Origin of the sequence: Marinobacter salinisoli (assembly GCF_017301335.1) — a bacterium.
In the GTDB taxonomy this organism is placed as follows: Bacteria; Pseudomonadota; Gammaproteobacteria; order Pseudomonadales; family Oleiphilaceae; genus Marinobacter; species Marinobacter salinisoli.
This window is the reverse complement of the sequence record NZ_CP071247.1, coordinates 1,786,448-1,809,190: the sequence shown is the minus strand read 5'-3', so window position 1 is coordinate 1,809,190 and position 22,743 is coordinate 1,786,448. Positions and strand designations below refer to the sequence as shown.

General features: G+C 57.9%; 20 protein-coding genes. 6 read left to right on the top strand and 14 right to left on the bottom strand.

What is annotated here, in order from left to right; translation table 11 throughout:
* The first annotated feature begins 170 nt into the window (after positions 1–170).
* Positions 171–1,742, top strand: a complete 1,572-nt coding sequence (dacB, locus tag LPB19_RS08230) for a D-alanyl-D-alanine carboxypeptidase/D-alanyl-D-alanine endopeptidase (RefSeq protein ID WP_206645578.1) — start codon at positions 171–173, stop codon at positions 1,740–1,742.
* A 64-nt stretch (positions 1,743–1,806) separates the two neighbouring features.
* Here the strand turns inward: dacB and LPB19_RS08225 are convergent, their stop codons facing one another.
* Positions 1,807–3,207 carry a DUF4397 domain-containing protein gene (locus tag LPB19_RS08225; RefSeq protein WP_206645577.1) on the bottom strand — a complete coding sequence of 467 codons (1,401 nt, stop codon included), beginning with the start codon at positions 3,205–3,207 and terminating at the stop codon, positions 1,807–1,809.
* Positions 3,208–3,459: 252 nt separating this feature from the next.
* Positions 3,460–4,857 (bottom strand): DUF4397 domain-containing protein, encoded by a 1,398-nt coding sequence (locus LPB19_RS08220; protein WP_206645576.1) that lies wholly within the window; start codon positions 4,855–4,857, stop codon positions 3,460–3,462.
* 284 nt (positions 4,858–5,141) lie between these two features.
* Between LPB19_RS08220 and LPB19_RS08215 the strand changes: the two genes are divergently transcribed.
* On the top strand, positions 5,142–6,035 hold the full coding sequence (locus tag LPB19_RS08215) for a DUF6279 family lipoprotein (RefSeq protein ID WP_206645575.1): 894 nt from the start codon (positions 5,142–5,144) through the stop codon (positions 6,033–6,035).
* A 6-nt stretch (positions 6,036–6,041) separates the two neighbouring features.
* On the opposite strand, the gene LPB19_RS08210 is transcribed toward LPB19_RS08215, so the two are convergent.
* The 5 genes from LPB19_RS08210 to LPB19_RS08190 are packed head-to-tail and all read right to left on the bottom strand — an operon-like array spanning position 6,042 to position 10,695.
* Positions 6,042–6,812 carry an SDR family oxidoreductase gene (locus LPB19_RS08210; protein WP_206645574.1) on the bottom strand — a complete coding sequence of 257 codons (771 nt, stop codon included), beginning with the start codon at positions 6,810–6,812 and terminating at the stop codon, positions 6,042–6,044.
* Between the two features lie 19 nt (positions 6,813–6,831).
* Complete coding sequence (locus LPB19_RS08205) at positions 6,832–7,521, bottom strand: histidine phosphatase family protein (RefSeq protein WP_206645573.1); 690 nt, start codon at positions 7,519–7,521, stop codon at positions 6,832–6,834.
* Entirely contained in the window at positions 7,521–8,585 is a 1,065-nt protein-coding gene (locus LPB19_RS08200) for a phosphotransferase family protein (RefSeq protein ID WP_206645572.1), read from the bottom strand. The genes LPB19_RS08205 and LPB19_RS08200 overlap by 1 nt, the downstream gene beginning before the upstream one ends.
* A 28-nt stretch (positions 8,586–8,613) precedes the next feature.
* Positions 8,614–9,435: an SDR family oxidoreductase gene (locus LPB19_RS08195; RefSeq protein ID WP_206645571.1), complete on the bottom strand. Its 822-nt coding sequence runs from the start codon at positions 9,433–9,435 to the stop codon at positions 8,614–8,616.
* Positions 9,436–9,483: 48 nt separating this feature from the next.
* Positions 9,484–10,695: an acyl-CoA dehydrogenase family protein gene (locus LPB19_RS08190; RefSeq protein ID WP_206645570.1), complete on the bottom strand. Its 1,212-nt coding sequence runs from the start codon at positions 10,693–10,695 to the stop codon at positions 9,484–9,486.
* A gap of 147 nt (positions 10,696–10,842) precedes the next feature.
* Between LPB19_RS08190 and LPB19_RS08185 the strand changes: the two genes are divergently transcribed.
* The gene (locus tag LPB19_RS08185) at positions 10,843–11,736 is read left to right on the top strand and encodes a LysR family transcriptional regulator (protein WP_206645569.1); all 894 of its coding nucleotides are present in this window, start codon (positions 10,843–10,845) and stop codon (positions 11,734–11,736) included.
* A 7-nt stretch (positions 11,737–11,743) separates the two neighbouring features.
* Here LPB19_RS08185 and LPB19_RS08180 read toward each other — a convergent pair whose 3' ends face one another.
* Positions 11,744–12,100 carry a hypothetical protein gene (locus LPB19_RS08180; protein WP_206645568.1) on the bottom strand — a complete coding sequence of 119 codons (357 nt, stop codon included), beginning with the start codon at positions 12,098–12,100 and terminating at the stop codon, positions 11,744–11,746.
* A gap of 164 nt (positions 12,101–12,264) precedes the next feature.
* Here LPB19_RS08180 and LPB19_RS08175 point away from each other — a divergent pair, with 164 nt between their 5' ends.
* On the top strand, positions 12,265–13,419 hold the full coding sequence (locus LPB19_RS08175) for an isocitrate/isopropylmalate dehydrogenase family protein (RefSeq protein WP_206645567.1): 1,155 nt from the start codon (positions 12,265–12,267) through the stop codon (positions 13,417–13,419).
* A 38-nt stretch (positions 13,420–13,457) separates the two neighbouring features.
* On the opposite strand, the gene LPB19_RS08170 is transcribed toward LPB19_RS08175, so the two are convergent.
* The 3 genes from LPB19_RS08170 to LPB19_RS08160 all read right to left on the bottom strand — a co-directional run bounded on the left by LPB19_RS08170 (position 13,458) and on the right by LPB19_RS08160 (position 15,532).
* Positions 13,458–14,027 (bottom strand): DUF1439 domain-containing protein, encoded by a 570-nt coding sequence (locus LPB19_RS08170; protein ID WP_206645566.1) that lies wholly within the window; start codon positions 14,025–14,027, stop codon positions 13,458–13,460.
* A gap of 77 nt (positions 14,028–14,104) precedes the next feature.
* Positions 14,105–14,296, bottom strand: coding sequence for a CPXCG motif-containing cysteine-rich protein (locus tag LPB19_RS08165; RefSeq protein ID WP_206645565.1), 192 nt, complete (start codon positions 14,294–14,296; stop codon positions 14,105–14,107).
* Between the two features lie 9 nt (positions 14,297–14,305).
* Complete coding sequence (locus LPB19_RS08160) at positions 14,306–15,532, bottom strand: pyridoxal phosphate-dependent aminotransferase (RefSeq protein WP_206645564.1); 1,227 nt, start codon at positions 15,530–15,532, stop codon at positions 14,306–14,308.
* A gap of 227 nt (positions 15,533–15,759) precedes the next feature.
* Here LPB19_RS08160 and LPB19_RS08155 point away from each other — a divergent pair, with 227 nt between their 5' ends.
* Positions 15,760–16,755, top strand: coding sequence for a D-2-hydroxyacid dehydrogenase (locus tag LPB19_RS08155; protein ID WP_206645563.1), 996 nt, complete (start codon positions 15,760–15,762; stop codon positions 16,753–16,755).
* A gap of 19 nt (positions 16,756–16,774) precedes the next feature.
* Positions 16,775–18,403, top strand: a complete 1,629-nt coding sequence (locus tag LPB19_RS08150; RefSeq protein ID WP_206645562.1) for an FAD-binding oxidoreductase — start codon at positions 16,775–16,777, stop codon at positions 18,401–18,403.
* Positions 18,404–18,488: 85 nt separating this feature from the next.
* Here LPB19_RS08150 and LPB19_RS08145 read toward each other — a convergent pair whose 3' ends face one another.
* The 3 genes from LPB19_RS08145 to acs all read right to left on the bottom strand — a co-directional run bounded on the left by LPB19_RS08145 (position 18,489) and on the right by acs (position 22,505).
* Complete coding sequence (locus LPB19_RS08145; RefSeq protein WP_206645561.1) at positions 18,489–19,574, bottom strand: fatty acid desaturase family protein; 1,086 nt, start codon at positions 19,572–19,574, stop codon at positions 18,489–18,491.
* Between the two features lie 276 nt (positions 19,575–19,850).
* A complete protein-coding gene (locus tag LPB19_RS08140) occupies positions 19,851–20,516 on the bottom strand; it encodes a LuxR C-terminal-related transcriptional regulator (protein WP_206645560.1) in 666 nt (221 codons plus the stop codon).
* A gap of 39 nt (positions 20,517–20,555) precedes the next feature.
* Entirely contained in the window at positions 20,556–22,505 is a 1,950-nt protein-coding gene (gene acs, locus LPB19_RS08135) for an acetate--CoA ligase (RefSeq protein WP_206645559.1), read from the bottom strand.
* Between the last annotated feature and the right edge of the window lie 238 nt (positions 22,506–22,743).

Sequence of the window (22,743 nt, the reverse complement as noted above, 5' to 3'; positions counted from 1 at the left end):
CGGCATTTTCAACCGCTGCTTACAGGCCGTCACAAAGGTGCCTACAAAATTGCGTGCGAACTGCCATTTTTTAACGTCATGTATATCGTTTCTGCATAGTACGCCGTCTGAAAGTGGGCTATGTTCTATGTATAACAACTTAACGAACATTCTTGATGGTAGTTTGGGGTATGCGACGGGTTCATAAATCAGCTGGCAATGGGCAGGTTTCACGGCCATCTTTTTTCCGACGGTCCGCATTAGCTGTTTGTACGGCACTGGCGATTGCCGGCAGCCCTGCATTGCAAGCGGAAAACAGTGAAAAAAGCGGGCTCTCCGGCAGCAAAGTCTGGAGCACAAAAGTGCGGGACTATGCCCAGAAGTCGCTGCATGATGAAAAAGCCCTGAGCGTAGCAGCCATTCCGCTGAATGGCCCTGGCATCGAACAGTACATTAATGCCGATGCACTGATGAGCCCCGGCTCCATCATGAAGCTGGTCACCACCTTTGCCGCTCTGGAAATTCTTGGTCCAACCCACAGCTGGGACACGGACTTCCTGACCGATGGCGACATGGTCGGTGACACCCTGACCGGAAACCTCTACGTGCGCTTTGGCGGCGACCCCAAGCTGTCCATTGAGCGCCTGTGGAGTACCCTGCGCGAGCTTCGCGGCATGGGAATCACCCGGATTGACGGAAACCTGGTACTCGACGGTCAGTATTTCCGGGTCGATGGCGGTTTCCCCACCTTCGAGGACAATGGCGATAACCCCCATGCGCCCTTCCTGGTGGAACCCTCAGCCTATCTGACCAACCTGAACCTGCTGCACTTCCAGGTTCGCGCCGATGAACGCGGCACCCAGGCCTGGAGTACGCCAGCGCTGGACGAAGTCATCATCGATAATCGGGTTATCGCAACCGAAGAGGGCTCCTGCCCCGGCCGTCGTCGGTTTGAGTGGCAACCCATCTTCCACGATGACAACAGGGTGACCATCCGGGTAACGGGCGAGCTGCCTCAGGGCTGCCGCACCACGCGCTACCTGTCACTGCTGCCTCACCAGCAGTACAGCGCCTCGCTGATCCGCTCCATTCTTCAGGAAGTCGGGGTAACCGTGACCGGTGAAGACCTTACCGGTGCGACACCGGAAACGGCTCGCCTGGTGATGAAAACCACCTCTCCAGACCTTGTATCCATGGTGCGCGACATCAATAAGTGGAGCAATAACGCCATGGCGCGTCAGTTGCTGCTGACCATTGGCGCCGAGAACCGCCTGGAAGACGAAACCGATGACCGGGTTGCCGGCATCCGGGTGATCTACGAGTGGATGGAGCGCAAGGGCATCAATACCACAGGCATGGTGATCGACAACGGTGCCGGCCTGACCCGCCACGGCCGCGTCACCGCCCGTCAGGGTGTGCAACTCCTGCAACACGCCTGGAACAGCCCATTTGCCATGGATCTGCTCGCTTCCATGCCGATTATCGCAATGGATGGCACCATGGCCCGCCGCCTGAGAAACAGTGGTATGGATGGCACGGGCCGGATCAAGACCGGTTATCTGGAAAACGTCCGCTCCATCGCGGGCTTCACCCGGGACGAACACAACACCACCTGGGCGGTGGTGGGCATGGTGAATAACGATCCGGCCTGGAATGGCCAGGCCGTGCTCGATCGCGTGCTTTACTCCCTGCACTACCGACCGCCGACGGGAACCGCCATTTCCAGGGCTGACTCTGGTTCGTCTAGTACAGCCGTTCAGTAATCGGCAAGAAAAAACCCCGGCGATTGCCGGGGTTTTGGTTTTAAGCCCACGTGATGCCGGGGACTTAGGGAGTTAAGAAATCATCCAACAGTGTCAGCCCTGCGACGTTGTTATCGTCTTCCGGAGCCGCTCTCGCAATCGCCGTGTATACGCTGCCTGCGGTGAGCGTAATACTGCCGGTTTTCAGAAACTCACTGCCGTCGGTGCTTGTGATGAACACCACGTAGTCGCCTTCGGGCACTTCCACATAACCGGAGGACTGGCCAAATTCGAAGTCATCCAGCGCCGGCTCGGCACTGTTGATCTCAGTAGCCGCCGCACCGCCTTCGGCCGTTGGCAGAAGATACACATCGACCGTGTCTGCTTCCTCGGCACCATGGATAACCCGAAGTTTCGCAGCCGTTACAACGCTCCGGCTGTCATCCTCGAACACCAGAGCCTGAACACTACCCTGTGCGACCGTGCCCGCAGCAACAATCGTTGTAGCCGATCCGACCGCCAGATCAAGGGTGGCGTCAATGACCGGAACGGTGCCGTCAGCGCCGGTTACGGCCACCTGATTCTCACCAGCCTCCAGCGCCACGTATGCGCCTGTTACCGCAGCTTCCGGGACTGTATCTGTAAACGCAATGTCCTCGACGGTTGCCGGATCTGAACCCGGTGTCGCGTTGACATAGAGATCCACCAGTCCAGCGTCAGAGGAGTTATGCACTGCCCGAATGCCCGAACCTGCACTGGCATCGACAATTTCGCTGACGTCAGCACCATTAATGGCCAGCAAACTGATCGGCGACTCCCCAAAAACAGTGTTGTCTACCGCCGCGACAAGCAAATCAGCACCGGCCGGCAGTGGCACTGTTCCGCTGTCATACACAATGGTGTCGGTTCCGGCCGGGGTGACCCTCACCTGATATTCGCCTGCGGGCACTTCCAGGGGGCCAACGCTTTCTTTGAAGCTAAAGCTGAAGGTCGCCTCTTCCGGCAACTCGGCCCCGGCGGCGGTCACATACACGTCAACGGGACCGCCCGCTGCTTCCTGCGCATCCGGGGACAGGTGCGCAACGCGCAGACGGACCGAATCTGCCGAATCGCGCTGTCCGTCGTCAGTCAGCACGAGTGGTTCGATGGTCTCATCGCCCACTTTGCCCACAGCAATGACGTCATAACTGGTGTCGAAACGCAGAGCCGCGTCTGTGTCTATAACGGTGGCTGTTTCACCGCCGGGCAGTAAACCATCGATGGACAGAGAGGCCTGGCCGGCATTGGGCGTCAACACAGCCGCTTGCTTGTAGTCGGCGCCTGACACAACAGTCTGGCCGTTAACATTCACGTTAACGGCTGGCGCGTCAGAAGACGCATGAATAACCCTGACATTGGATTTCTGCGGATCATCATCGTCATCAAAGCAGCCAGTGAGCGCAAAGCCACTGACAACCACTAGGGGTAATGCGAGTAAGTTTTTCATTGTGTTATTTCCTCAATCTTTGGCCTTGGTGACCTGATTACCTGAGCGTAGTGGTTCGAACCCGCATCTGTTCATTCCCTGAACGATGCAACACTTGTTCCTACGGGCTGCTGATGAAAACGGATTATCGGCGTCGCACAATCAGCGCACACTTGTGCGCTCTATCTCCAAAACCGGTAAAAAGTGGGTGGCCAAGACCAAGAAAACCCCGGACATGCCGGGGTGAAGGGATGGTGCATCAGAAGCTGTCTGTCAGGGCAAAGGCGCAGGGTTGTCATCCAGCTCGATAAGCAGCGCGCGATCACCGGCGGCGGTATCCGTCACGAAGAACGTATGGATGCCACCTGCCCGGAGTCCAATCAGCACGGGCCCGATCCTGACGTTGCCATCCGCATCCCGAACAAACAGGTTATAGTTTTCCGGGGTGATGGCCAGGTAGCCGGATTCTGTACCGAACGGCACATCCCGCAGGATCGGTACTGCAGACGACACATTGGTCCTGTCCTCTGGGAGCAGGTAAATATTAACGGGGCCGGCGATCCCGGCAACGCGGGAGCCGTGCACGACTCTCAGGCTTGCCTGAGAGGCTATCGAGCGCACCGAATCGTCCAGAACCAGTGACTTGACCACCCCTGGACGGTCGTACGCGATAACAGTCTTGCCCTCGCCTGTGCCGAGGCTGAGACTCTCGCTGATGAGTTCCCGGGAGCGATCACCGGCAACGGTTACAGTCACGTTCTGCGTACCTGGTGCCACCGTTGCGTAACTGTCACGCTCTGCGGAGGGGGCAACGCTTGCGAAAGCCAACTCAGACACTGCCTGTTGATCGTTTGCAAAAACATCAACCGGTGGCGCGCCGGGGGAGCCGTGAACAACGCGCAGCCCGGAACGCTGGTTAACGTCGTAGACGTCGGAGACATCGTCGTCGTTGATTACCATCAAACTGACCGGACTGCGGCCTGCTGACCCAGCGCTGTTACTGACGGCGGTGTTATCGACCGCTGCAATGAGTAGATCCGAGCCTTCGGGTAATGACAGCCCCCTGCTCTCGAATACAACATCAGCGGTGCCGGCTCGGGCGACCCGAATCTTGTATTGACCCCCGCTAACCTGGGTTGGCCCCTCGACATCCTGCAGCCCCAACCTGAAGGCGGGCCCAGCCGCAAGCCAGTCGTCGTCATCGACCTCGCTCAGGTAAATGTCGACATTCCGGGACACCGCCTGAGCATCAGGTGACAGATGCACAACCCGCAGTCGAACCGAAGCGCCGATCTCAAGCTCTTCGTTGTCGGCCAACAAGATGGGTTTGATGGAGCCGTCCGCGACCCTGCCGGCCGCTATAAAGTCATACCGGGTGTCCTGCCGAAAGGAGTAGCTGGAGGTCAGAATGGTTTCACGCGCGCTACCTGGAAGATCCGCGTTGATCGATAACTGGGCAGTGCCAGCGTTGGGGATGAAGCGAACGGCCTGCTTGTAATCCAATCCCTCTCTCTCAAAGCTCCGGCCAAGTCTCACATCAACGGGCGGAGCATCTGACGAAGCGTGAATCACACGAACGTAACTTTTGCTCGGATCATCCTCTTCAAAGAAACAGCCCGACAGGGCAACCGTTCCCGCCAATAGCAGCGGCAACACACGTGTCATTTCCATGGTTATGTCCTCGAATCCTGAGGTTACTTTCCTGTTTGTAAGCTCTCCGTACCCACGCAAATGCACGCTCCGGCCGACGCATTACCGGAGTCTGCGGGAATCGAATCCAATCCAGATCAACAGTCAGCGCCGTCGGGCACTCACCGTGAAATCCCTGTTTAAAAACCAAGTATGGCCAAACCGAGCGCTTTTTGCTCATTTTCGTGCGACCAAACGACGTCCACAGCGCGAGAATTATCGTAGGCTAAACTGTCACTGTGGTTGTGGTTCGATGACGGCGGATTATGAACATTCTTCCCACATTGCTTGGTCGCGCTTTCAAAACCAGCCTGGTCGCCTTGGCTCTCCTGGCGCTCGCTGCCTGCAGTTCCAATAAAATGGCCTATCGCTACGCGGACTGGGGGATCGTCTGGTGGGTCGATGACTTCATCCCCCTTACCGGTGACCAGCGTGCGCAACTCAGCCGCGATATCGAAGAATTTCGTCAGTGGCACTGCAGCAGTGAACTGCCGCGCTATCAGGCGTGGCTGGACAGCCTGATGCTCGATGTGAGCGAGCGGGATCTTGCCTATCGGGATGTCGAGCTTCACCAGCAGGACTTGTTTGAGCTGTTCCCTCCGTTACTCGACCGTGTCGTTCCGATCGCCACACGCTTGCTGTCCAGCTTATCGGAGCAGCAGGTGGAGGAACTTGCACGCAACTTGCGGGATAACCAGCAAGAATACCGGGAGAAATATCTGGGGGATTCGCCGGTTCGGACCGTTGAAGCGCGGGCGGAGCGGGCGGAGAAACGCATCGAACGCTGGTTCGGCGATTTGAATGACGAGCAGAAGACCATCGTCAGGCGCTGGGCGGAAAACCGGGGTCGGCAGACCGAGATCTGGTTACAGGGCCGAAGAAACTGGCAGGAGGCACTGCTGGCAGCGCTGGACCGGCGGAATGATCCCGGGTTCGATCAGGAGGTGGCACGGCTGATCAAGCAATCCGAACAGGTTCGCGGAACCGCCTATGAATCTATGATGGAAGACGGCCGATCAGCCCTGACTGCCTTGCTGCACGAGCTGATCGAAGCATCCGGGCCCCAGCACCTGGCCCACTTGCAGCAGCAAGCGGCCAGCCTGGATGGCGACCTGGAGGCGCTGACCTGCACACCCAGCTCCAACGTCGCTTCCGGTTAATGGCGTTTACACCGTCAGGTAACCACCATCGGCGTTGATGCAGGCGCCAGTGGTGTAACTGGAGGCATCAGACACCAGGTACAGAACCGTCCCAGCCATTTCGTCAGGATCGGCGACCCGCTTCATCGGAATGTGAGCCATCGCCTGTTTCTTGATCGCTTCGTTGGTGGTCAGTGCGCTGGCGAACTTGGTGTCTGTCAGCCCCGGTAACAGGGCATTCACGCGGATGTTCTGCTGCCCCAGCTCCATTGCAAACGACTTGGTCATAGAAATGACCGCGGCCTTGGTAACGGAGTAGATCCCCTGGAAGTGGCCCGGAATAACACCGTTGACCGATGCCACGTTCACGATCGCGCCACCACCGCTCTTTTTCATCAGCTTCGTGCCCTCGGCACACATGAAAAAGTAGCCGCGAATGTTCACATCCACCGTCTTGTTAAACGCCGCCAGGTCGGTGTCCTCCACCGGGCCAAAGTACGGATTCGATGCGGCATTGTTCACCAGGATATCCAACTTGCCGTGGGTCGTTTCGATATGCGCCCAGATGGCTTCGATCTGGTCCATTTCGCCGATATGGCAGGCAAAGGCCTCGGCACTGCCGCCGGCTTCACGAATACTGCTGGCGACCGCCTCGCAGCCATCGATTTTCCGGCTGCTGACGATCACGTGGGCACCCTTGCCGGCCAGGGTGCGGGCAATGCTTTCACCGATCCCGCGGCTGGCGCCGGTCACCAGGGCAACCTTACCGGTCAGGTCAAACAGGTCTTTGCTACTCATGGATTCACCTCAAACACGATTATCGGAATGTCACCAGGGCAGGGTTTTCCGCCTCCAGGTGGCTGTAATTATTGAAAACGGACAGGCTGCGCCGCGCGCCCGAGTACAACACCCGGCTAACGCTGGTGTTGGCAATGACCTCGTTCAGTGACAGCGCCCGCGCATCGTCCAGATCCAGCAGGTGCTGGCAGATCACCGAAATCGGACCGCCCGAGGTGGCAACCAGAACATCGCCGCCATCGGCATACTCGATCACGTCCTCAAAGGCTTGCAGAACGCGGTTGCGAAACGCCGGCCAGGTTTCGTCGTAGTCCTGGTCATGGTCTCCGGCAACCCAGCGTTGAACCGCGTGCACGAAGGACTCCTGAAATGCCCTGGCAGGCTTTGGGAAGGCTTGAAGGTCCCGGGCCATCACGCTGCGGTCTGCCCATTCCGGGCGGAACCGGGTCAGTACGGCGTTGTGGTCGAACTCATTGAATCCGGGCGCAACCTGCATGTCCGGAAACTGGCTGCCGAAACCCGAAGCAATGGCCTCGACGGTCTCCCGGTGGCGTTCCAGATCCCCACCGTACACCACGTCCGGCGTGATTCTGCCCACCATCCAGCGCCCGAGCACTCGCCCCTGTTGCCAGCCAGTCTGCGACAGCTGGTCGTAGTTTTCCTTGCCAAAACTGGCCTGTCCGTGACGCACCAGGTAAATGGTTGCCATCAGAGCGTGCTCGCTTCAATAAGTTTCAGGCAACGCTGCTCCAGATAGTTGGCCGCATGGCCGAAAGCCGCGAAACGCGTGTCTTTGGTCTGGCCGTGGTAGAAACGGTAGTAAATCTGCTGGATGATGACCGCGAGTCGGAACAGTCCGTAGATCTCATAGAAATCGAAGTTATCGACGCGGAAACCGGATTTCTCCATGTAATACGCAACCACCTCGTTCCGGGTAAGCATGCCCGGACGGTGGGTCGGCTGGCGGCGTAACATCTGGAACGGGCCCTCGTCGTCGGCCTGAATCCAGTAGGCCAGACTGTTGCCCAGGTCCATCAGGGGGTCGCCAATGGTGGCCATTTCCCAATCCAGCACGCCAATCACTTCGAACGGGTTGTCCGGGTTGAGGACCACGTTGTCAAAACGGTAGTCATTGTGAATGACCACCTGCGCCACGTCCTCGGGCATCTTGTCGTTCAGCCAGGTCATCACGGTTTCAAAGTCACCGACGTCTTCAGTGCGCGACTTGCGAAACCGATCACTCCAGCCACCAATCTGACGCTGGACATAACCCGCGCCCTTGCCCAGCGAATCCAAGCCCGCTGCCTTGGCATCCACGCGGTGCAGATCCACCAGTTTGTCGATCACACTCAGGCACAGCTTGCGGGTGTCCTGCTCGCTCAGATCGAACCCTTCGGGAAAGTCCTGACGCAGAATAATGCCCTTGAGGCGCTCCATGACGTAGAAATCACAACCCAGGACGTCATGGTCGTCGCAGACAGCGATGATGTCAGGCACGTACGGGTAGACGGGCTTGAGTGCCTGCATGACCCGGGCTTCACGCAACATGTCGTGGGCAGATTTGGCAATCTTGCCGAAGGGTGGCCGGCGCAGAACGAAAGACCGACCGCCGTAATCCACCTGGTACGTCAGGTTTGAAGCCCCACCCGGGTACTGACGAATCGTCGGCTCACCGGCCAGATCCGGAATGGCCTGTTTCATGAACCGATCGACGGCCGCTGCATCCAGCTCCTCACCCTCGCGAACCCCCTTCGCCTGGTCAATCTGCGTCATCTCGGTATTTCCTCCTCGTTGCAGGCGATCAGGCCTTGGCCTTGCCACCCATTTTGCTCATCCAACGTTTGCTTTCCTGATGCATAAGCCAGTCAAAGGCTTTTGGCGCATGGCGCTTGAGCATCCACATCCGGCGCTCCTTGGCGTGGGGCAATACCCAGAAACTCTTGTTGTCGACGGAACGCACGATGTCCTCCGCCACATCCTCAGCGGTGATGGACGAACGCTTCATCAGCTTGTTCACGTTTTGCTGGACGCCGGGAATGTCCGAACGCATGGTGGACGCCAGATTGGTCTGGAAAAAGGCCGGGCAGACACAGCTCACATGAATGCCATCATCCCGCAATTCCTGGCTCAGGGTTTCCGACAACGCAATCACCCCGGCTTTGGACACATTGTAGCTATCCATCAGCGGTGCAAGCATCAATCCGGCCATGGAAGCGATGTTCACGAAGGCACCGGACCCCTGCTCTTTGAACTGGGGGGTAAACGCTTTGCAGCCCCGAACAACCCCCAGCACGTTGATATCCAGAATCCACTCCCAGTCCGCTATGGAGGTTTCTTCAATGGAACCGGCCGAGGCCACGCCTGCGTTGTTGATCACTACATCCACGCCGCCCCACTTCTCGACCACGGCATCACGAGCCTTCTCAAGATCGGTCAGACGGCGGACATTACACTCGATGAAAAAGCCTTCACCGCCGGCTGTATTGATCTCCTGCTCGACACCCGCACCCTGTTCCGGGTTGATGTCACCAATACAAACCCTGGCACCGTCTTTGGCATAGCGCAGCGCCAAAGCGCGCCCCAACCCACTTGCACCGCCTGTGATGAATACTCTCTGTGTCATGGTGTTTCCCGTTGTTCTGTTGAATTTTTTCGCCTGACTACATCCGCCTCACTGCTTGTACTTGCGCATCTCAAGACGCGCCACCATCGCACGATGCACCTCATCCGGCCCATCCGCCAGGCGAAGAACCCGCGCATAGGCAAACAGCTGGGTCAGCGGGAAATCGTCATCACTGACTCCGGCGCCACCATGAATCTGAATGGCCTGATCCACGATGGTCTGCAGCATGGAGGGAATCACAGCCTTGATCATCGAGACTTCCTGCAACGCCCCCATGATGCCCTTGGTATCCAGCGCCCAGGCGCATTTCAGAGTAAGCAGTCGCGCCTGTTCGATGGCCATACGGGCGTTGGCAATAATGTCTGGATTACCGCCCAGCTTGGCGATTGGCCGGCCGAAGGCTTCTCGGGTCATTGCCCGCTTGATGAGGATTTCCAGAGTGCGCTCGGCAGCGCCAATCGCCCGCATGCAATGATGGACACGTCCCGGCCCAAGACGTCCCTGGGCGATTTCAAAACCCCGACCCGGGCCTGCTATGAAGGCACTCTTGGGCAGGCGAACATTGTCGAACACCACTTCACCGTGACCGTAAGGCTCATCGTACGCGCCGAACACCGGCAGCATGCGCTCGACCTTCACCCCCGGGGTATCCATCGGCACCAGCACCATGGAATGCCGGCGGTGCTTGTGGGCATCCGGATCCGTCAGCCCCATGAAAATGGCAACCTTGCAGTCCGGGTGACCAACGCCGGTGCTCCACCATTTGCGACCGTTGAGGACCACTTCCTCGCCTTCGACGATGGCCGTTGCTTCCATATTGGTTGCATCGGAAGACGCCACGGCGGGCTCGGTCATGCAGAAGGCTGAGCGGATTTCACCACTGAGCAAACGCGGCAGCCACTCGGCTTTCTGCTCTTCGGAGCCATAATGAATGAGCACTTCCATGTTGCCGGTGTCTGGCGCATTGCAGTTGAAAATTTCCGGCGCAATGAAGCTTCGGCCGGTCTCTTCGGCGATCAGGGCATAGTCGGAATTGAGCAGACCACAGCCATACTTGTCGTCCGGAAAAAACATGTTCCAAAGGCCCTGCGCCCTGGCCTTCTCTTTCAGCTCCCGAATGACGGGTAACTCTACCCAGCGATTGTCCAGAGCAGCCATGTCTTTGTAGTACTGCTCCTCAATGGGAAAAATCTCCTCCGCCATAAACTTTTTCACGCGGTTGAGATAGTCCTGACCTTTCTCGGAAATATTGAAGTCCATTGCCGTGTCCTCACTGAATCGGCACTTCGGGAGTGCGCCTTTATCTTCACGTTGAGACCAGTCTAGGTGGCGTACATCTATTACGCGACTGAATTTTACTTATCGTTTATCATCAATAATTCTTATGCGTATTAACTGGAGCTTCCCGTGGCACTGAACCGACTGGACCTGAACCTGCTGCACGTGTTTGACACCATTTACCGGGAAGGAAGCCTTACCCGCGCCGCGCAGGCCCTGAACCTGACACAACCGGCGGTCAGCCACTCGCTGTCACGCCTGCGGGACCACTTCGACGATCCGCTGTTTACCCGTCAGGGCCATCAAATGGTGCCAACGCCGCTGGCGCGCCGCTTTCGGGACTCCATGCGGCCAGGCCTGACCCAGATTCAGACCGCCGTGAATCAGTTTCATGCCTTCGATCCGGCCAACCATCGGAAAACCTACGCGCTCGGATTGCGGGATATTCTGGAATCAACATTCCTGCCGCCACTGATGCAGCGCCTGGAACCGTTCAGAGAACTGGAGATCGTCAGCCAGCGGGTGGCCAGGCGGGAGATGGAGAGCCAACTGGCAGCTGGCAAGCTGGACTTTGCGGTGGATGTGCTGTTACCGGTCAGCGACCAGACCGCTCATCAGCTGTTACGGAAGGATCGCCTGGTGGTGCTGGCGCGAACCGGCCACCCGTTTGTTTCATCGCCCATGACCATGGCCGACTACCTGCGCCATCAGCATGTGCTCGTGTCCTCACGCTCTGAAGGCCCGGGCATTGAGGACTTTGAGTTATCCCGGTTGGGAGTACAACGCAACATCCGGCTCCGCTGCCAGCATTATTACGCCGCCTGCCGGGTAGTTGAACAGAGCGACCTGCTGCTGACCATGCCCGAAGCCTACGCCCGGATCATTGCCGAGCGCGCGGATATCCACATTCTGAAGCCGCCGGCGGATATGCCTTCCATCGATGTGTACCTTTACTGGCACAAGGCCTACGAACGGGAGCCGGCGCTGGTGTGGTTTCGCGATCAATTGCAGGCCATCTCCTAGGCCAGGCTCAGTAAGCGCCGACGGCTTTGAGAAACAGCAGAAAGCCAATTGAAGTAATGCCCAACGAGGCCACGACAATTCCGAATCCCCACCAGATGGCGGCGCCATCTGACACCGGCACATCGTGCCCCCGCAGAGTACGGTAGAACGCCCAGGGGCCGACAATGAAGGCGCCAACCACCGCCAGCAGCAGCCCCACACTGATGCCGGCAAAGGTCCAGGAGGCTAAAACGGTTGCCCGGTCAGAGACCTGGTCGGTGACGCCATGATGCTGCAGGAACTTTTTACAGAAGAACCACAACAGCCCGAACAGGGCCACGACAAACACCAGCGCGCCAATCACGGTAATGATACGGTAGAGCAAGGCAACCATCCTGTTTGTTGTCTCTGGAACCGTCACTATAACGCCCGGGAAAGGGCTGGTAAAACAGGCATCAACACGCGGACCTGGTGGTGGCATAGATACTTGAGATGACTACACTGGGGTTGTCATTTATCGACGCGCCAATTCAGAAAAGGAGTACCAGAATGGCCGACAATACCCGTATCGCTGTCACACCGGGCGATGGCATTGGCCCCGAAGTCATCGGCGAAGCCATTCACTGCCTTGAAGCCCTCCGAGCCAAACATGGGCTGGCTGTGGAATGGACCCGTTTTCCCTGGCCATCCCATGCCTGGCATGAGGCGCACGGCGAGTCCATGCCCGCCGACGCGCTGGAACAACTCAGGGCTTACGACGCCATTCTTCTTGGAGCGCTTGGGGATCCAGGCCCTGTGGATGACAAAGACCGCTATCTGCTGCCAGACAGCATCTCCCTCGCCCCCCTGCTGGACATGCGCAAGGGATTTGACCAGTGGGTGTGCGAACGGCCTGCGCGCCTGCTACCCGGCGCTCGCCAGTATCTGGCGGATGAGCGCGCCCGTGACATCGACATGCTCGTAATCCGCGAAAACTCTGAAGGTGAGTACGTCAGCCAGGGTGGCCGGCTGCGCAAAGGCACATCCGACGAAGTGGCGACACAAATGGAGGTGTTCACCCGCAAAGCCACCGATCGCATCATCCGGTACGGTTTTGAGCAAGCCCGGCTAAGGGCCGCCGAACGGGTGAAAGAAGGCCGAACCCGAAGCTTCCGGACACTCGACGGGCGTACCTGTGAGAGCCAGGTGTGCCTGATCACCAAGCGCAACGCCCTGCGTCATTGGGGTGACATGTATACCGAAGCGTTCGAGGAAATCAGCGAGGAGTTTCCGGATGTGGCCATCCATCACGAACTGGTGGATGCCGCGTGCATGAAGTTCGTGCAGAGCCCCTGGGCCTTTGACGTGGTGGTGGCCAGCAATCTGCAGGGCGACATTCTCACTGATCTGGCGGCGGTGCTTTCCGGTGGCATGGGCGTCGCGCCGTCCTGCAACCTGAACCCGACCGATCCGGATGTTCCGTCCATGTTCGAACCCACCCACGGCAGCGCGCCAGACATTGCGGGGCAGGGACTGGCAGACCCCACGGCGATGCTGTTCACGACCGCTCGTATGCTGGAATGGTTGGGCCGGAAAGATCCCGCCCTGGCCGCAGCAGGCAAGGAGTTGCACGACGCCGTTGCGGCCGATCTCGCGGAGAGTGGCGAAAGCCAGCGAGGCACCCAGGAAATTGGTGCCGCCATTCGTCGCAGAATTTCAGGATAGGCGGGCGCGCTCAGGAGGCGGCCACCGCGTGGGCCGCCTTACTCACCGTCCATGATGAATTCCAGACGCCCCGGCGCAACCCGCACATCCACCGGCATGGCGCCAAACATGCGTTGCGCAAAATCGGTTTCATCCAGCCGGTAGACCGGCATGACCTCGAGCATCTGCGCCACGGCACGCATCACGTTATCGGTCACGGGTTTCAGATCGCCCTTGAACAGTGGGGAATCAATCTCGCTCTCCAGCAGCTGGAGCCGGCGCAAATAAATCGCCTTTTCGGTGCTGTCGTACACCGGCGCCCCTTCCACCTTGAGGGAAATATCCACTGGCAATCGCGCCAGAAGTGCGTTTAACGACACCTGCCCTTTCACATCTATCACCGCCACATCGCGGCCGTCGGGGCCGAGCGTAATATCCGCGTCATCAAGACTCAGACTTAGCGGAGAACCTGCTCTGAGTTGTTCGCGATCGAAATCTCGCACCGCCTCTTTCAGATGCTTTTCGATCTCACGCTCGGAAACGGAGTAAGGCGAAAAACTCGCGCACCCACTGGTGAGGGCCAGAATGGCCAGCAGCAAAAATGAAAGCCCTCTGAAGGCGTGGAACATGTTGCGTCTCCATATAAATTGCAGATGGCCACAACCCGGCGGCCATCCCGGGGCGCGTGGCGTAAATCGGGCGCGGATTAATCGTTTTCGGCCCGAACGTCCACGTGGGGCGTCAGGTCAACATCAATGGTTATTGAGAGTACGATCGGACGACAGCACACCTGGCAGTCTTCAACATACTCCTGCTCTGAAACCGAGGGATCAATGGCTATCTCTTGCGTCTCCCAGCAATAGGGGCACTGGATGAGCATCAATTCCAGAGCAGGCATGGCAATCCCCTAGAACTTCTGTTTCGCCATCCAGGGAATAATACGATCAAACGCTTCTTCCAGTTTCTCGCAGGTTGTTGAGAAACTGATACGCAACGCATGCGTCGACTCTTCACCGAAGGCGTCTCCCGGCACCACACACACGCCAGTTTCTTTCAGCATGCGCAAGGCCAGATCAGACCCATCGACATGTCTGGGCAGATCCGGAAATACGAAGAAGGCTCCACCAGGCTTGTATCCCTGCATATGAGGCGTCTGTGCCACCAGCTCAACCACCTTGTCGCGGCGTTCCCGATAGATATCAACCATATCCCGGACGCACTGCTGATCCCCGGTCAGCGCGGCAACCCCCGCATACTGAGACGGCGTGTTGGCAACGGATGTGGTGAACATGTGATAGCGTCGCAGGGACTTGATGGTCGCCTGGTTGGAAATCACCCAGCCAACGCGAAGACCCGCCATGCTGTAGGTTTTCGAGAAGCTGCTGATGCACATGATGTTGTCCAGGTCGACCGAACAGTTCAGGACGCTGGCAAAATCATCGTCGTCAAAAATCAGGTGGTCGTAGACCTCGTCGGCATAAACCTGAATGCCGCGAAAGGCACACTCTTCCAGAATGGTTTCCACGGTGCTGCGCGGATAGACCGCTCCGGTCGGGTTGTTGGGGTTGTTCAGTATGATCGCAAACGTACGCGGTCCCATGGCCGCGATCACTTCCTCCGGGTCGAGCTGATGGTCGTTCTCCACCCGGGTGGGAACGAATTTCACCTCGCCGCCGTTCATCCGGATCAGCGGCGCGTAGAGCAGAAACGAAGGATCAGTAACGATGAACTGGCGGCCGGGGGCAGAGGTTGCCGAAATGGCCAGGTACATCGCCTCTGTTGCACCGCTGGTGATCAGGATGTTGTCCCGGGTGAGCTTTCGGTTGTAGCGCTTGCTGTAGTAGTCCCTCAGTGCCACCAGCAACTCGGGCAGCCCTGCATCCATGGTGTACCCGGTTTGCCCGGCGTTGAGCGCATCGATATAGGCATCCACGATGTGCCGGGGCGTTGGCAGATCTGGCTGGCCAATGGAAAGATGCAGAACATCTTTCATGGTCGCCGCCATATTCACCATACGGCGAATGCCTGGCACCGGGATGGAGTGCATGGCAGGGTTCCAGCTGGCCTTCGTCTTCCGATATTTCACTTTCCGGGGTATCGACTGACCGGTTTCCTGATTAGCACTCTCTGCCATAAACACCTCCTGCATACAGGTCAGAAATGAACCGTTTCATGCAGAGTAGCTAGTTCGCCAAGGCCACACAAGGCAAAAGATCACAAAGATTTTTTGCTCCGGAAACGCCGGTTCCAACAACAAGAATCTGCCGGCGCGACGGCCAGTTGACCCGAGCGCGCCGGCAGACCAGACTGTTTTCAAGCCTAGCGGCATGCCCGACAGTCACATTATCAGGTGGAGGTTTAATGACACAGCCAAGCAAGCCCGTCGTAACGGTCCTGACAGCCCCCGGCGAGCAGGAACCACCCGGCATGGATGCAGTCAGATCCCGTGCCGAAGTTCGCTTTGCCTGCGACGAACAGACGCTCAGGGACACCCTGCCCGGCACCGATATAATGATGGTGACCGACTTCCGGACCGAAGCCCTGAAAGCCGCCTGGGGCTCAGCCGATAAGTTACGCTGGATCCATGCCACCAGCGCCGGTGTCGATGCCCTGATGTTCGATGAACTGGTCAGCAGCGATGTCGTGGTGACCAACGCCCGGGGCATCTTTGACCGTTCCATCGCCGAGTATGTGCTGTGCACGATCCTGATGTTCGCCAAGGATTTCCCCGGCTCTTTCCGTCTGCAAACGCGGCACCATTGGAAACATCGGGATACCGAAAGGGCCCAGGGCAACCAGGTACTGGTGGTTGGCGCGGGCTCCATTGGCCGCCAGATCGGCCGACTGGTCACCGCTATTGGCATGACCGCCCACGGTATCGCCCGCACACCGCGTAACGACGACCCTGACTTTGTTGCTGTCCATGGCCACGACAGCCTTTATGAGCAGCTTGGCCACGCCGATTTCGTTGTCATCGCCGCGCCGCTCACCCCCCAGACGGAAGGGCTGTTCGACGCCAAGGCATTCCGCGCCATGAAGAGCACCGCACGCCTGATCAACATCGGCCGCGGGCCCATCGTGAAAACCGACGATCTCATCCTCGCACTCAGAAACGGTGACATCGCCGGCGCAGGATTGGATGTGTTCGAAAAGGAGCCGCTGCCAGAGGATCACCCACTATGGGATATGGAAAACGTCATCATGACGGCCCACATGGCTGGCGATTTCATCGGCTGGAAACGCGCCCTGACTGACCAGTTCCTCGAAAACTTTGACCGTTGGCACAGCGGGCTGGAGCTGTTCAATGGCGTGGATAAAACCCTGGGGTATGCCGGATCGCCAACCACGCCGGCCTGATACTTAAGGGACAGCCAATTTGGAAACAGTAGCGGACTTCCTTCGGCGCAAGTATTGGGGCTGGGGGTATCAGAAAGGCCCTTTGGACGCGTCCCTGACTGATACCCTGATCGCGTTCTTGAGGGCGGGCTTTGGCATAGAGGCGGAAGCGCCTCTGGCACTGCCCGATCAGAACAGCATCACCCTGCCCGAGCCACGATTTCCGCTACCTGCGGCCTTGGCAAACTGGATCACCAGCGAACAAGAAATCCGGTTACATCATTGCTTTGGCAAGTCGTACCGGGATGCCTGGCGATGCGCCCATGGGCAGTTTGATAACCCTCCCGATTACGTGGCGTTTCCCACCAGCGAAGAGCAGCTCATTGAGTTAATGGCGTTTGCCGGTGCGAACCGGATTAAGCTCATCCCCTACGGTGGCGGCTCCAGCGTGGTGGGCGGTATTGAACCACCGGCAAGAAGCCGCTCGGGTGGGGTCATCACGGTTAACATGCTGCACTTCAACAAGGTGCTGGAAGTCGACACCGAGTCACGCTGTGCCCGCATTCAGGCCGGCACCTACGGCCCGGACCTGGAACAGCAATTAAAACCCCACGGCCTCACCCTCAGACACTTCCCGCAAAGCTTTGAGTTCTCCACTCTCGGCGGCTGGATTGCGACCCGAGCGGGCGGCCATTACGCCATGCAGTACACCCACATCGATGACTTCGTTGAATCGGTTCGCGTGGTTACCCCCAAGGGGGTTGTTCAAACCCGCCGCCTGCCCGGCAGCGGCGCCGGCCCCAGTGAAGAGCGTTTGTTTTTGGGCTCAGAAGGCACCCTGGGCATCATTACCGAGGCCTGGGTCAGGCTTCAGTCCATTCCGAAGTACAAGGCTTCTGCCACGGTCGGTTTTCAAGACTATGGCGACGGGGTCGAAGCCTGCCGGCAACTCAGCCAATCCGGCCTGCAACCGTCCAACGCCAGGTTCATTGGCCGTGGCGAAGCCCTGTTCATGGGACTGGGGGACGGCAGTCTGGACATCCTGATTCTGGGCTGTGAATCCAGCACCTTCCCGGTCAGTCAGAAACTGAACGACTGTCTCTCGATCACCACGGCGTGCGGCGGCATTAACCTGTCCGCCCCAGCCCCCGAAACTGGTAACCAACGGGACGATAAGGCCGATACCTGGAAGCAGGCCTTTATTACCGTGCCTTACCTCCGGGATGAACTGGTCCGCCGCGGCCTGATTGTCGAGACCTTTGAAACCGCAATCACCTGGGACAAATTTGAGCACTTCAATACGCAGATCCTGACTGCCGCCAATCGTGCAATCGAAAGGTTGTGTGGCAAGGGGTTTATTACCTGTCGATTCACTCACCTTTATCCGGACGGCCCTGCGCCCTATTACACGGTGATGGCTCAGGGCAATGGCAAGGATGATTTGCAGCGCTGGGATGAGATCAAACGTGCGATTTCGGATGTCATCATCAACGAAGGCGGCACGATTACGCACCATCACGCTGTGGGCAAAGATCACCGGGAACACTATCTGCGTCAGGCGTCGCCGCTGTTTGTCGCCATGCTGGAAAGTGCAAAAACGTCGGTCGATCCGGACCAGATTCTGAATCCCGGCGTGCTGCTGAAAAGCCCGGGAAGCCAGGCGGATTGAACCGGAAAGCAACACGGGGAGGCCGAAGCCTCCCCGATTAGGGGCATTCCCTGCCGAGGATGTCAGACTCGTCCGTTCCCCAGGCTTAACGCGTACTGGCGGCGAACTGTTTCTGCAGCGGCAACAAATCAAACACCCGCTCCGGACGATTCGGATCCACCAGTTCGGTCGGGGACTTGTAAACCCGGGGTGTGGTGTAAAGCAGCTTGAGCGCCGTGCTGTGGGGCATGGCCATGTAGCGCTCGCCGTGATGTTGTTCCAGCCATTCCCGTACCCGCGGCGCCATATTGGACGACATCTTCGGGAAGAAATGGTGCTCGATATGGTGGCTGAACCGGAAGTGCAGACGATCCAGCACCGGCCCCACCCGCAAGCTCATGGAGTTATCCAGAGGATTATTGGTCGGCGTTTGCGGGCGCAGGAAGTGATTGGTCAGGATGTAGCCCTGCCCCAGCGCATTGGCCACCATGAACGGAATCAGCACGGTGAACACCGCCAGCGGCCCGGACAACACTGCCAAAACACCCCAGACGGCAACACACGCGAAAGACTGCACGATTGCCTTCGTCCGGTTAAAGCCCTTGAACTGTTTGCGACGTTTGGCCTGGAACCAGAGCACCAGCTGCGCATGGAAAGTGAAGGAGTAAAACAGAAAAAGGTAGCTGTACCAGGTGCCTGACCCGGGAGCCAGCTTGGTGAACTTTTTCTGTTTCGGGTCCACCTTGTAGCGGCGAAGTGTACCGAAGCTGTCCGGGTCGGTGTCACCGGAATTGGTGTTCCCGTGGTGCACCACATTATGCCACTTGCGCCAGAACTCGGGCGGCACGATCAGAGGCCCGAAACCCAGCCAGCCGAAAAAGTTCTGCCAGCCCTTACTCATACCCAGCGCCCCGTGCATCACCTCGTGAGCAAGCAACGCCTGACAACCCAAGGTGTGCCCCACCAGTAATGCCAGCCCCAGGTTCGCGTACCAGGGCAAACCGGCCATCAGGATGGTGGCGATACCGCCCCAGATAACCAGTTGCAGAGGCAAGAACCAGATCACCCGCCAAGGCTTGGCCTTGAAGGTATCCGCAGGCAAATCCTTTTTCATTTGATCCCTGAGCTCACGCTCATCGGCCTGTCCAAACACGACCTTTTCCAGCGGTTCGGGCTTCACAGCTGCATTCATCTTTCACCTATTTGCTTCTTCAGCGTCTCGCACGAATTTTAGAGTACATGTGTACGCTGAAACTTACATCACCGACGAACAAATAACAACCGAAACCTATAGGTAACGGCCCCTAAGGACACCGATTGCGCACAGCCGTAATCTTTAGCCAGTGACAGAAGCGATAGTAAGCGGCCAGAAACACACAATGAGAACGCGATGCCCACCGGCCACGAACGCAAAAAAAACGGGAGCACAAGGCTCCCGTTTCTTCACAGACGCTAACCAGCGTTGTAACTACCCCCCGGACAAGGACTGATCCGTGGGATCAATCTCCATCTGCTGGATCGCAATGACCGCCTGAGTGCGATTTCTGACTCCGAGTTTGCGAAAGACCGCAGTGATATGAGCTTTGATGGTTGCTTCGGATACATCCAGATCGTAGGCAATCTGCTTGTTCAGCAATCCTTCGGCAAGCATGCCCAGAACCCGGAACTGCTGAGGCGTCAGGGACGCAAGCCGCTCCGAGAAGTCGGTAGTTTCAGAGTCCATGCGTTCGATTTTGTCCGCGACGCCGTCCGGCAACCAGACATCGCCCTCCAATACCGCCTGAATTGCTTCAGTGATGGTGGGCAGGGGTGCAGACTTTGGAATAAAACCGGACGCACCGTAATCAATGGAACGACGCATTACCTGGAGCTCTTCGGAACCCGAAACGACCACCACGGGCAATCCGGGATACTGGCCCCGCATAAAGACCAGTCCGGAAAACCCGTGGGCACCCGGCATATTGAGATCCAGCAACACCAGATCCGCATCCGGGTGCGACTCCACCGCCGCCTGCAGGGCCTTGATGCTATCGACTTCAACGGTTTCGGCATCCGGCACTGCCTGACTGACCGCCTGCTTCAATGCAGCTCGAAACAGCGGATGGTCATCAGCGACGATGATTGTCTGTGCCATTCAATTCCTTCCTCTCTGGTTCAAGGCCCTTGCCAGGCCCTACTTAAACTCACGGTTACTGATCAGCTCGTCCACCACCCCTGGATCGGCCAGAGTGGAGGTGTCACCCAGCTGTTCATGCTCATTCGCAGCAATCTTACGCAAAATCCGACGCATTATCTTACCAGAGCGGGTCTTAGGTAGCCCGGGCGCCCACTGTATTACATCCGGAGAAGCAATCGGGCCGATCTCCTTGCGCACCCACTGAACCAACTCCTTCTTGAGCTCATCAGACGGGTCCTGCCCCTGAACCAGGGTCACGTAGACATAAATACCCTGCCCTTTGATCTCGTGCGGGTATCCGACCACGGCAGCCTCAGCCACCTGACTATGAGCCACCAGCGCGCTCTCCACCTCGGCGGTGCCCAAGCGGTGGCCGGACACGTTCAGCACGTCATCCACCCGGCCGGTGATCCAGTAGTAACCATCCTCATCACGTCGGGCGCCGTCACCGGTGAAATAGCGGCCCTTGTAGGTGCTGAAATAGGTCTGCTTGAAGCGCTCGTGATCCCCGTAGATGGTGCGCATCTGTCCGGGCCAGCTGTCGAGAATCACCAGATTGCCCTCAGCAGCGCCCTCGAGAATGTTGCCATCGTTGTCCACCAGCGCCGGCTGGACGCCAAAGAATGGCAAGGTAGCTGAACCGGGCTTCAGATCAACAGCGCCAGGCAACGGCGTAATCAGGATACCGCCGGTCTCCGTCTGCCACCAGGTATCGACGATCGGGCACTTGCTGTTACCGATCACCCGGTAATACCACTCCCAGGCCTCCGGATTGATCGGCTCGCCCACCGACCCCATCAGTTTCAGGGAGTCCCGTGAACTGTCATCCATGCAGGAATCGCCCACCGCCATCAGTGCACGGATGGCCGTCGGCGCAGTGTAGAGGATACTGACCTTGTGCTTATCGACCACCTTGCCAATCCGGGACGCGTCCGGGTAATTCGGCACGCCCTCGAACAGCAGCGTTACCGCACCGTTGCACAGCGGCCCGTACAGGATGTAACTGTGGCCAGTGATCCAGCCAAAGTCAGCCGTGCACCAGTACACATCACCGTCATGGTAATCGAACACATATTCGTGGGTCATCGAGGCGTAGACCAGGTAGCCACCGGTGGTGTGCAGCACCCCTTTCGGCGCCCCCGTGGAACCCGAGGTGTAGAGCATGAATAACGGATCTTCAGCATTCATGGGCTCTGGCGGGCAATCGGCGGAGGCCGATGCCATCAAGTCCTCGTAACGTTCGTCACGACCATCGTTCCAGGGCACACCCTTGTTTCCAGTGCGAGTTACAACAACCACTTTGTCCACGTGACCGGCACTCTCGTTCTTCAGGGCGGCATCGACGTTCTTCTTCAACGGGATCACGCGGCCACCGCGAACTCCTTCATCGGCCGTGATCACGAAATGCGACTTGCCGTTCGCGATCCGGGCGGCCAGTGCTTCCGGCGAGAAGCCACCAAAAACCACGGAGTGGATGGCACCGATTCGGGCGCAAGCCAGCATGGCAACTGCAGTTTCAACAATCATGGGCATGTAGATCGTCACCACATCCCCTTTCTTGACCCCAAGCCCTTTCAGGACATTGGCGAACTTGCAGGTCTCTTCGTACAGTTCCCGGTAGGTAACGTTGCGGGAATCTGAAGGCTCATCGCCTTCAAAGATAATGGCGGTCTGATCGCCCCTCTCTTTGAGATGACGATCCAGACAATTGGCCGAGGCATTCAGTTCCCCGTCCTCAAACCACTTGATTGACAGGTTATCAAAGTCGTAGGTGGTGTTTTTCACCTTGGTGTAGGGCTTACTCCAATCCACACGCTTGCCGTGTTCACCCCAAAAGCTGTCCGGATCCTCAACTGACTGACGGTACATATCCTCGTACTGTTGCCGGTTGATCAGTGCCCTATCGGCAACCTCGGGGCTTACCGGAAAAATGTGTTTCTCAGTCATGGTGCTCTCCCTTTCGTTGGCATCTCTTGTCATTGTCATTTCACGCAATACGGGGCATCAGACCTGGCGATCTTTTCCTGCGAATAGTCTTAGTTCACCATGTGTTCAAAGGAACAATGAATTAGACCAACGTCCAAACTGCGGGCAAGCCAGCCCCACCATCAGGCGCCGTACATCTCTGCGGGCACACATGGATACAGCATAGAACAGACACAACGAAACACAGCCGGGGAACCAA

Coding starts and splice junctions, on each gene's coding strand:
- LPB19_RS08170 (WP_206645566.1), bottom strand. CDS start 14,027: ATGTTCCACGCCTTCAGAGGGCTTTCATTTTTGCTGCTGGCCATTCTG.
- LPB19_RS08155 (WP_206645563.1), top strand. CDS start 15,760: ATGACACAGCCAAGCAAGCCCGTCGTAACGGTCCTGACAGCCCCCGGC.
- LPB19_RS08220 (WP_206645576.1), bottom strand. CDS start 4,857: ATGGAAATGACACGTGTGTTGCCGCTGCTATTGGCGGGAACGGTTGCC.
- LPB19_RS08140 (WP_206645560.1), bottom strand. CDS start 20,516: ATGGCACAGACAATCATCGTCGCTGATGACCATCCGCTGTTTCGAGCT.
- LPB19_RS08225 (WP_206645577.1), bottom strand. CDS start 3,207: ATGAAAAACTTACTCGCATTACCCCTAGTGGTTGTCAGTGGCTTTGCG.
- LPB19_RS08205 (WP_206645573.1), bottom strand. CDS start 7,521: ATGGCAACCATTTACCTGGTGCGTCACGGACAGGCCAGTTTTGGCAAG.
- dacB (WP_206645578.1), top strand. CDS start 171: ATGCGACGGGTTCATAAATCAGCTGGCAATGGGCAGGTTTCACGGCCA.
- acs (WP_206645559.1), bottom strand. CDS start 22,505: ATGACTGAGAAACACATTTTTCCGGTAAGCCCCGAGGTTGCCGATAGG.
- LPB19_RS08160 (WP_206645564.1), bottom strand. CDS start 15,532: ATGGCAGAGAGTGCTAATCAGGAAACCGGTCAGTCGATACCCCGGAAA.
- LPB19_RS08210 (WP_206645574.1), bottom strand. CDS start 6,812: ATGAGTAGCAAAGACCTGTTTGACCTGACCGGTAAGGTTGCCCTGGTG.
- LPB19_RS08190 (WP_206645570.1), bottom strand. CDS start 10,695: ATGGACTTCAATATTTCCGAGAAAGGTCAGGACTATCTCAACCGCGTG.
- LPB19_RS08145 (WP_206645561.1), bottom strand. CDS start 19,574: ATGAATGCAGCTGTGAAGCCCGAACCGCTGGAAAAGGTCGTGTTTGGA.
- LPB19_RS08165 (WP_206645565.1), bottom strand. CDS start 14,296: ATGCCTGCTCTGGAATTGATGCTCATCCAGTGCCCCTATTGCTGGGAG.
- LPB19_RS08175 (WP_206645567.1), top strand. CDS start 12,265: ATGGCCGACAATACCCGTATCGCTGTCACACCGGGCGATGGCATTGGC.
- LPB19_RS08200 (WP_206645572.1), bottom strand. CDS start 8,585: ATGACGCAGATTGACCAGGCGAAGGGGGTTCGCGAGGGTGAGGAGCTG.
- LPB19_RS08195 (WP_206645571.1), bottom strand. CDS start 9,435: ATGACACAGAGAGTATTCATCACAGGCGGTGCAAGTGGGTTGGGGCGC.
- LPB19_RS08215 (WP_206645575.1), top strand. CDS start 5,142: ATGAACATTCTTCCCACATTGCTTGGTCGCGCTTTCAAAACCAGCCTG.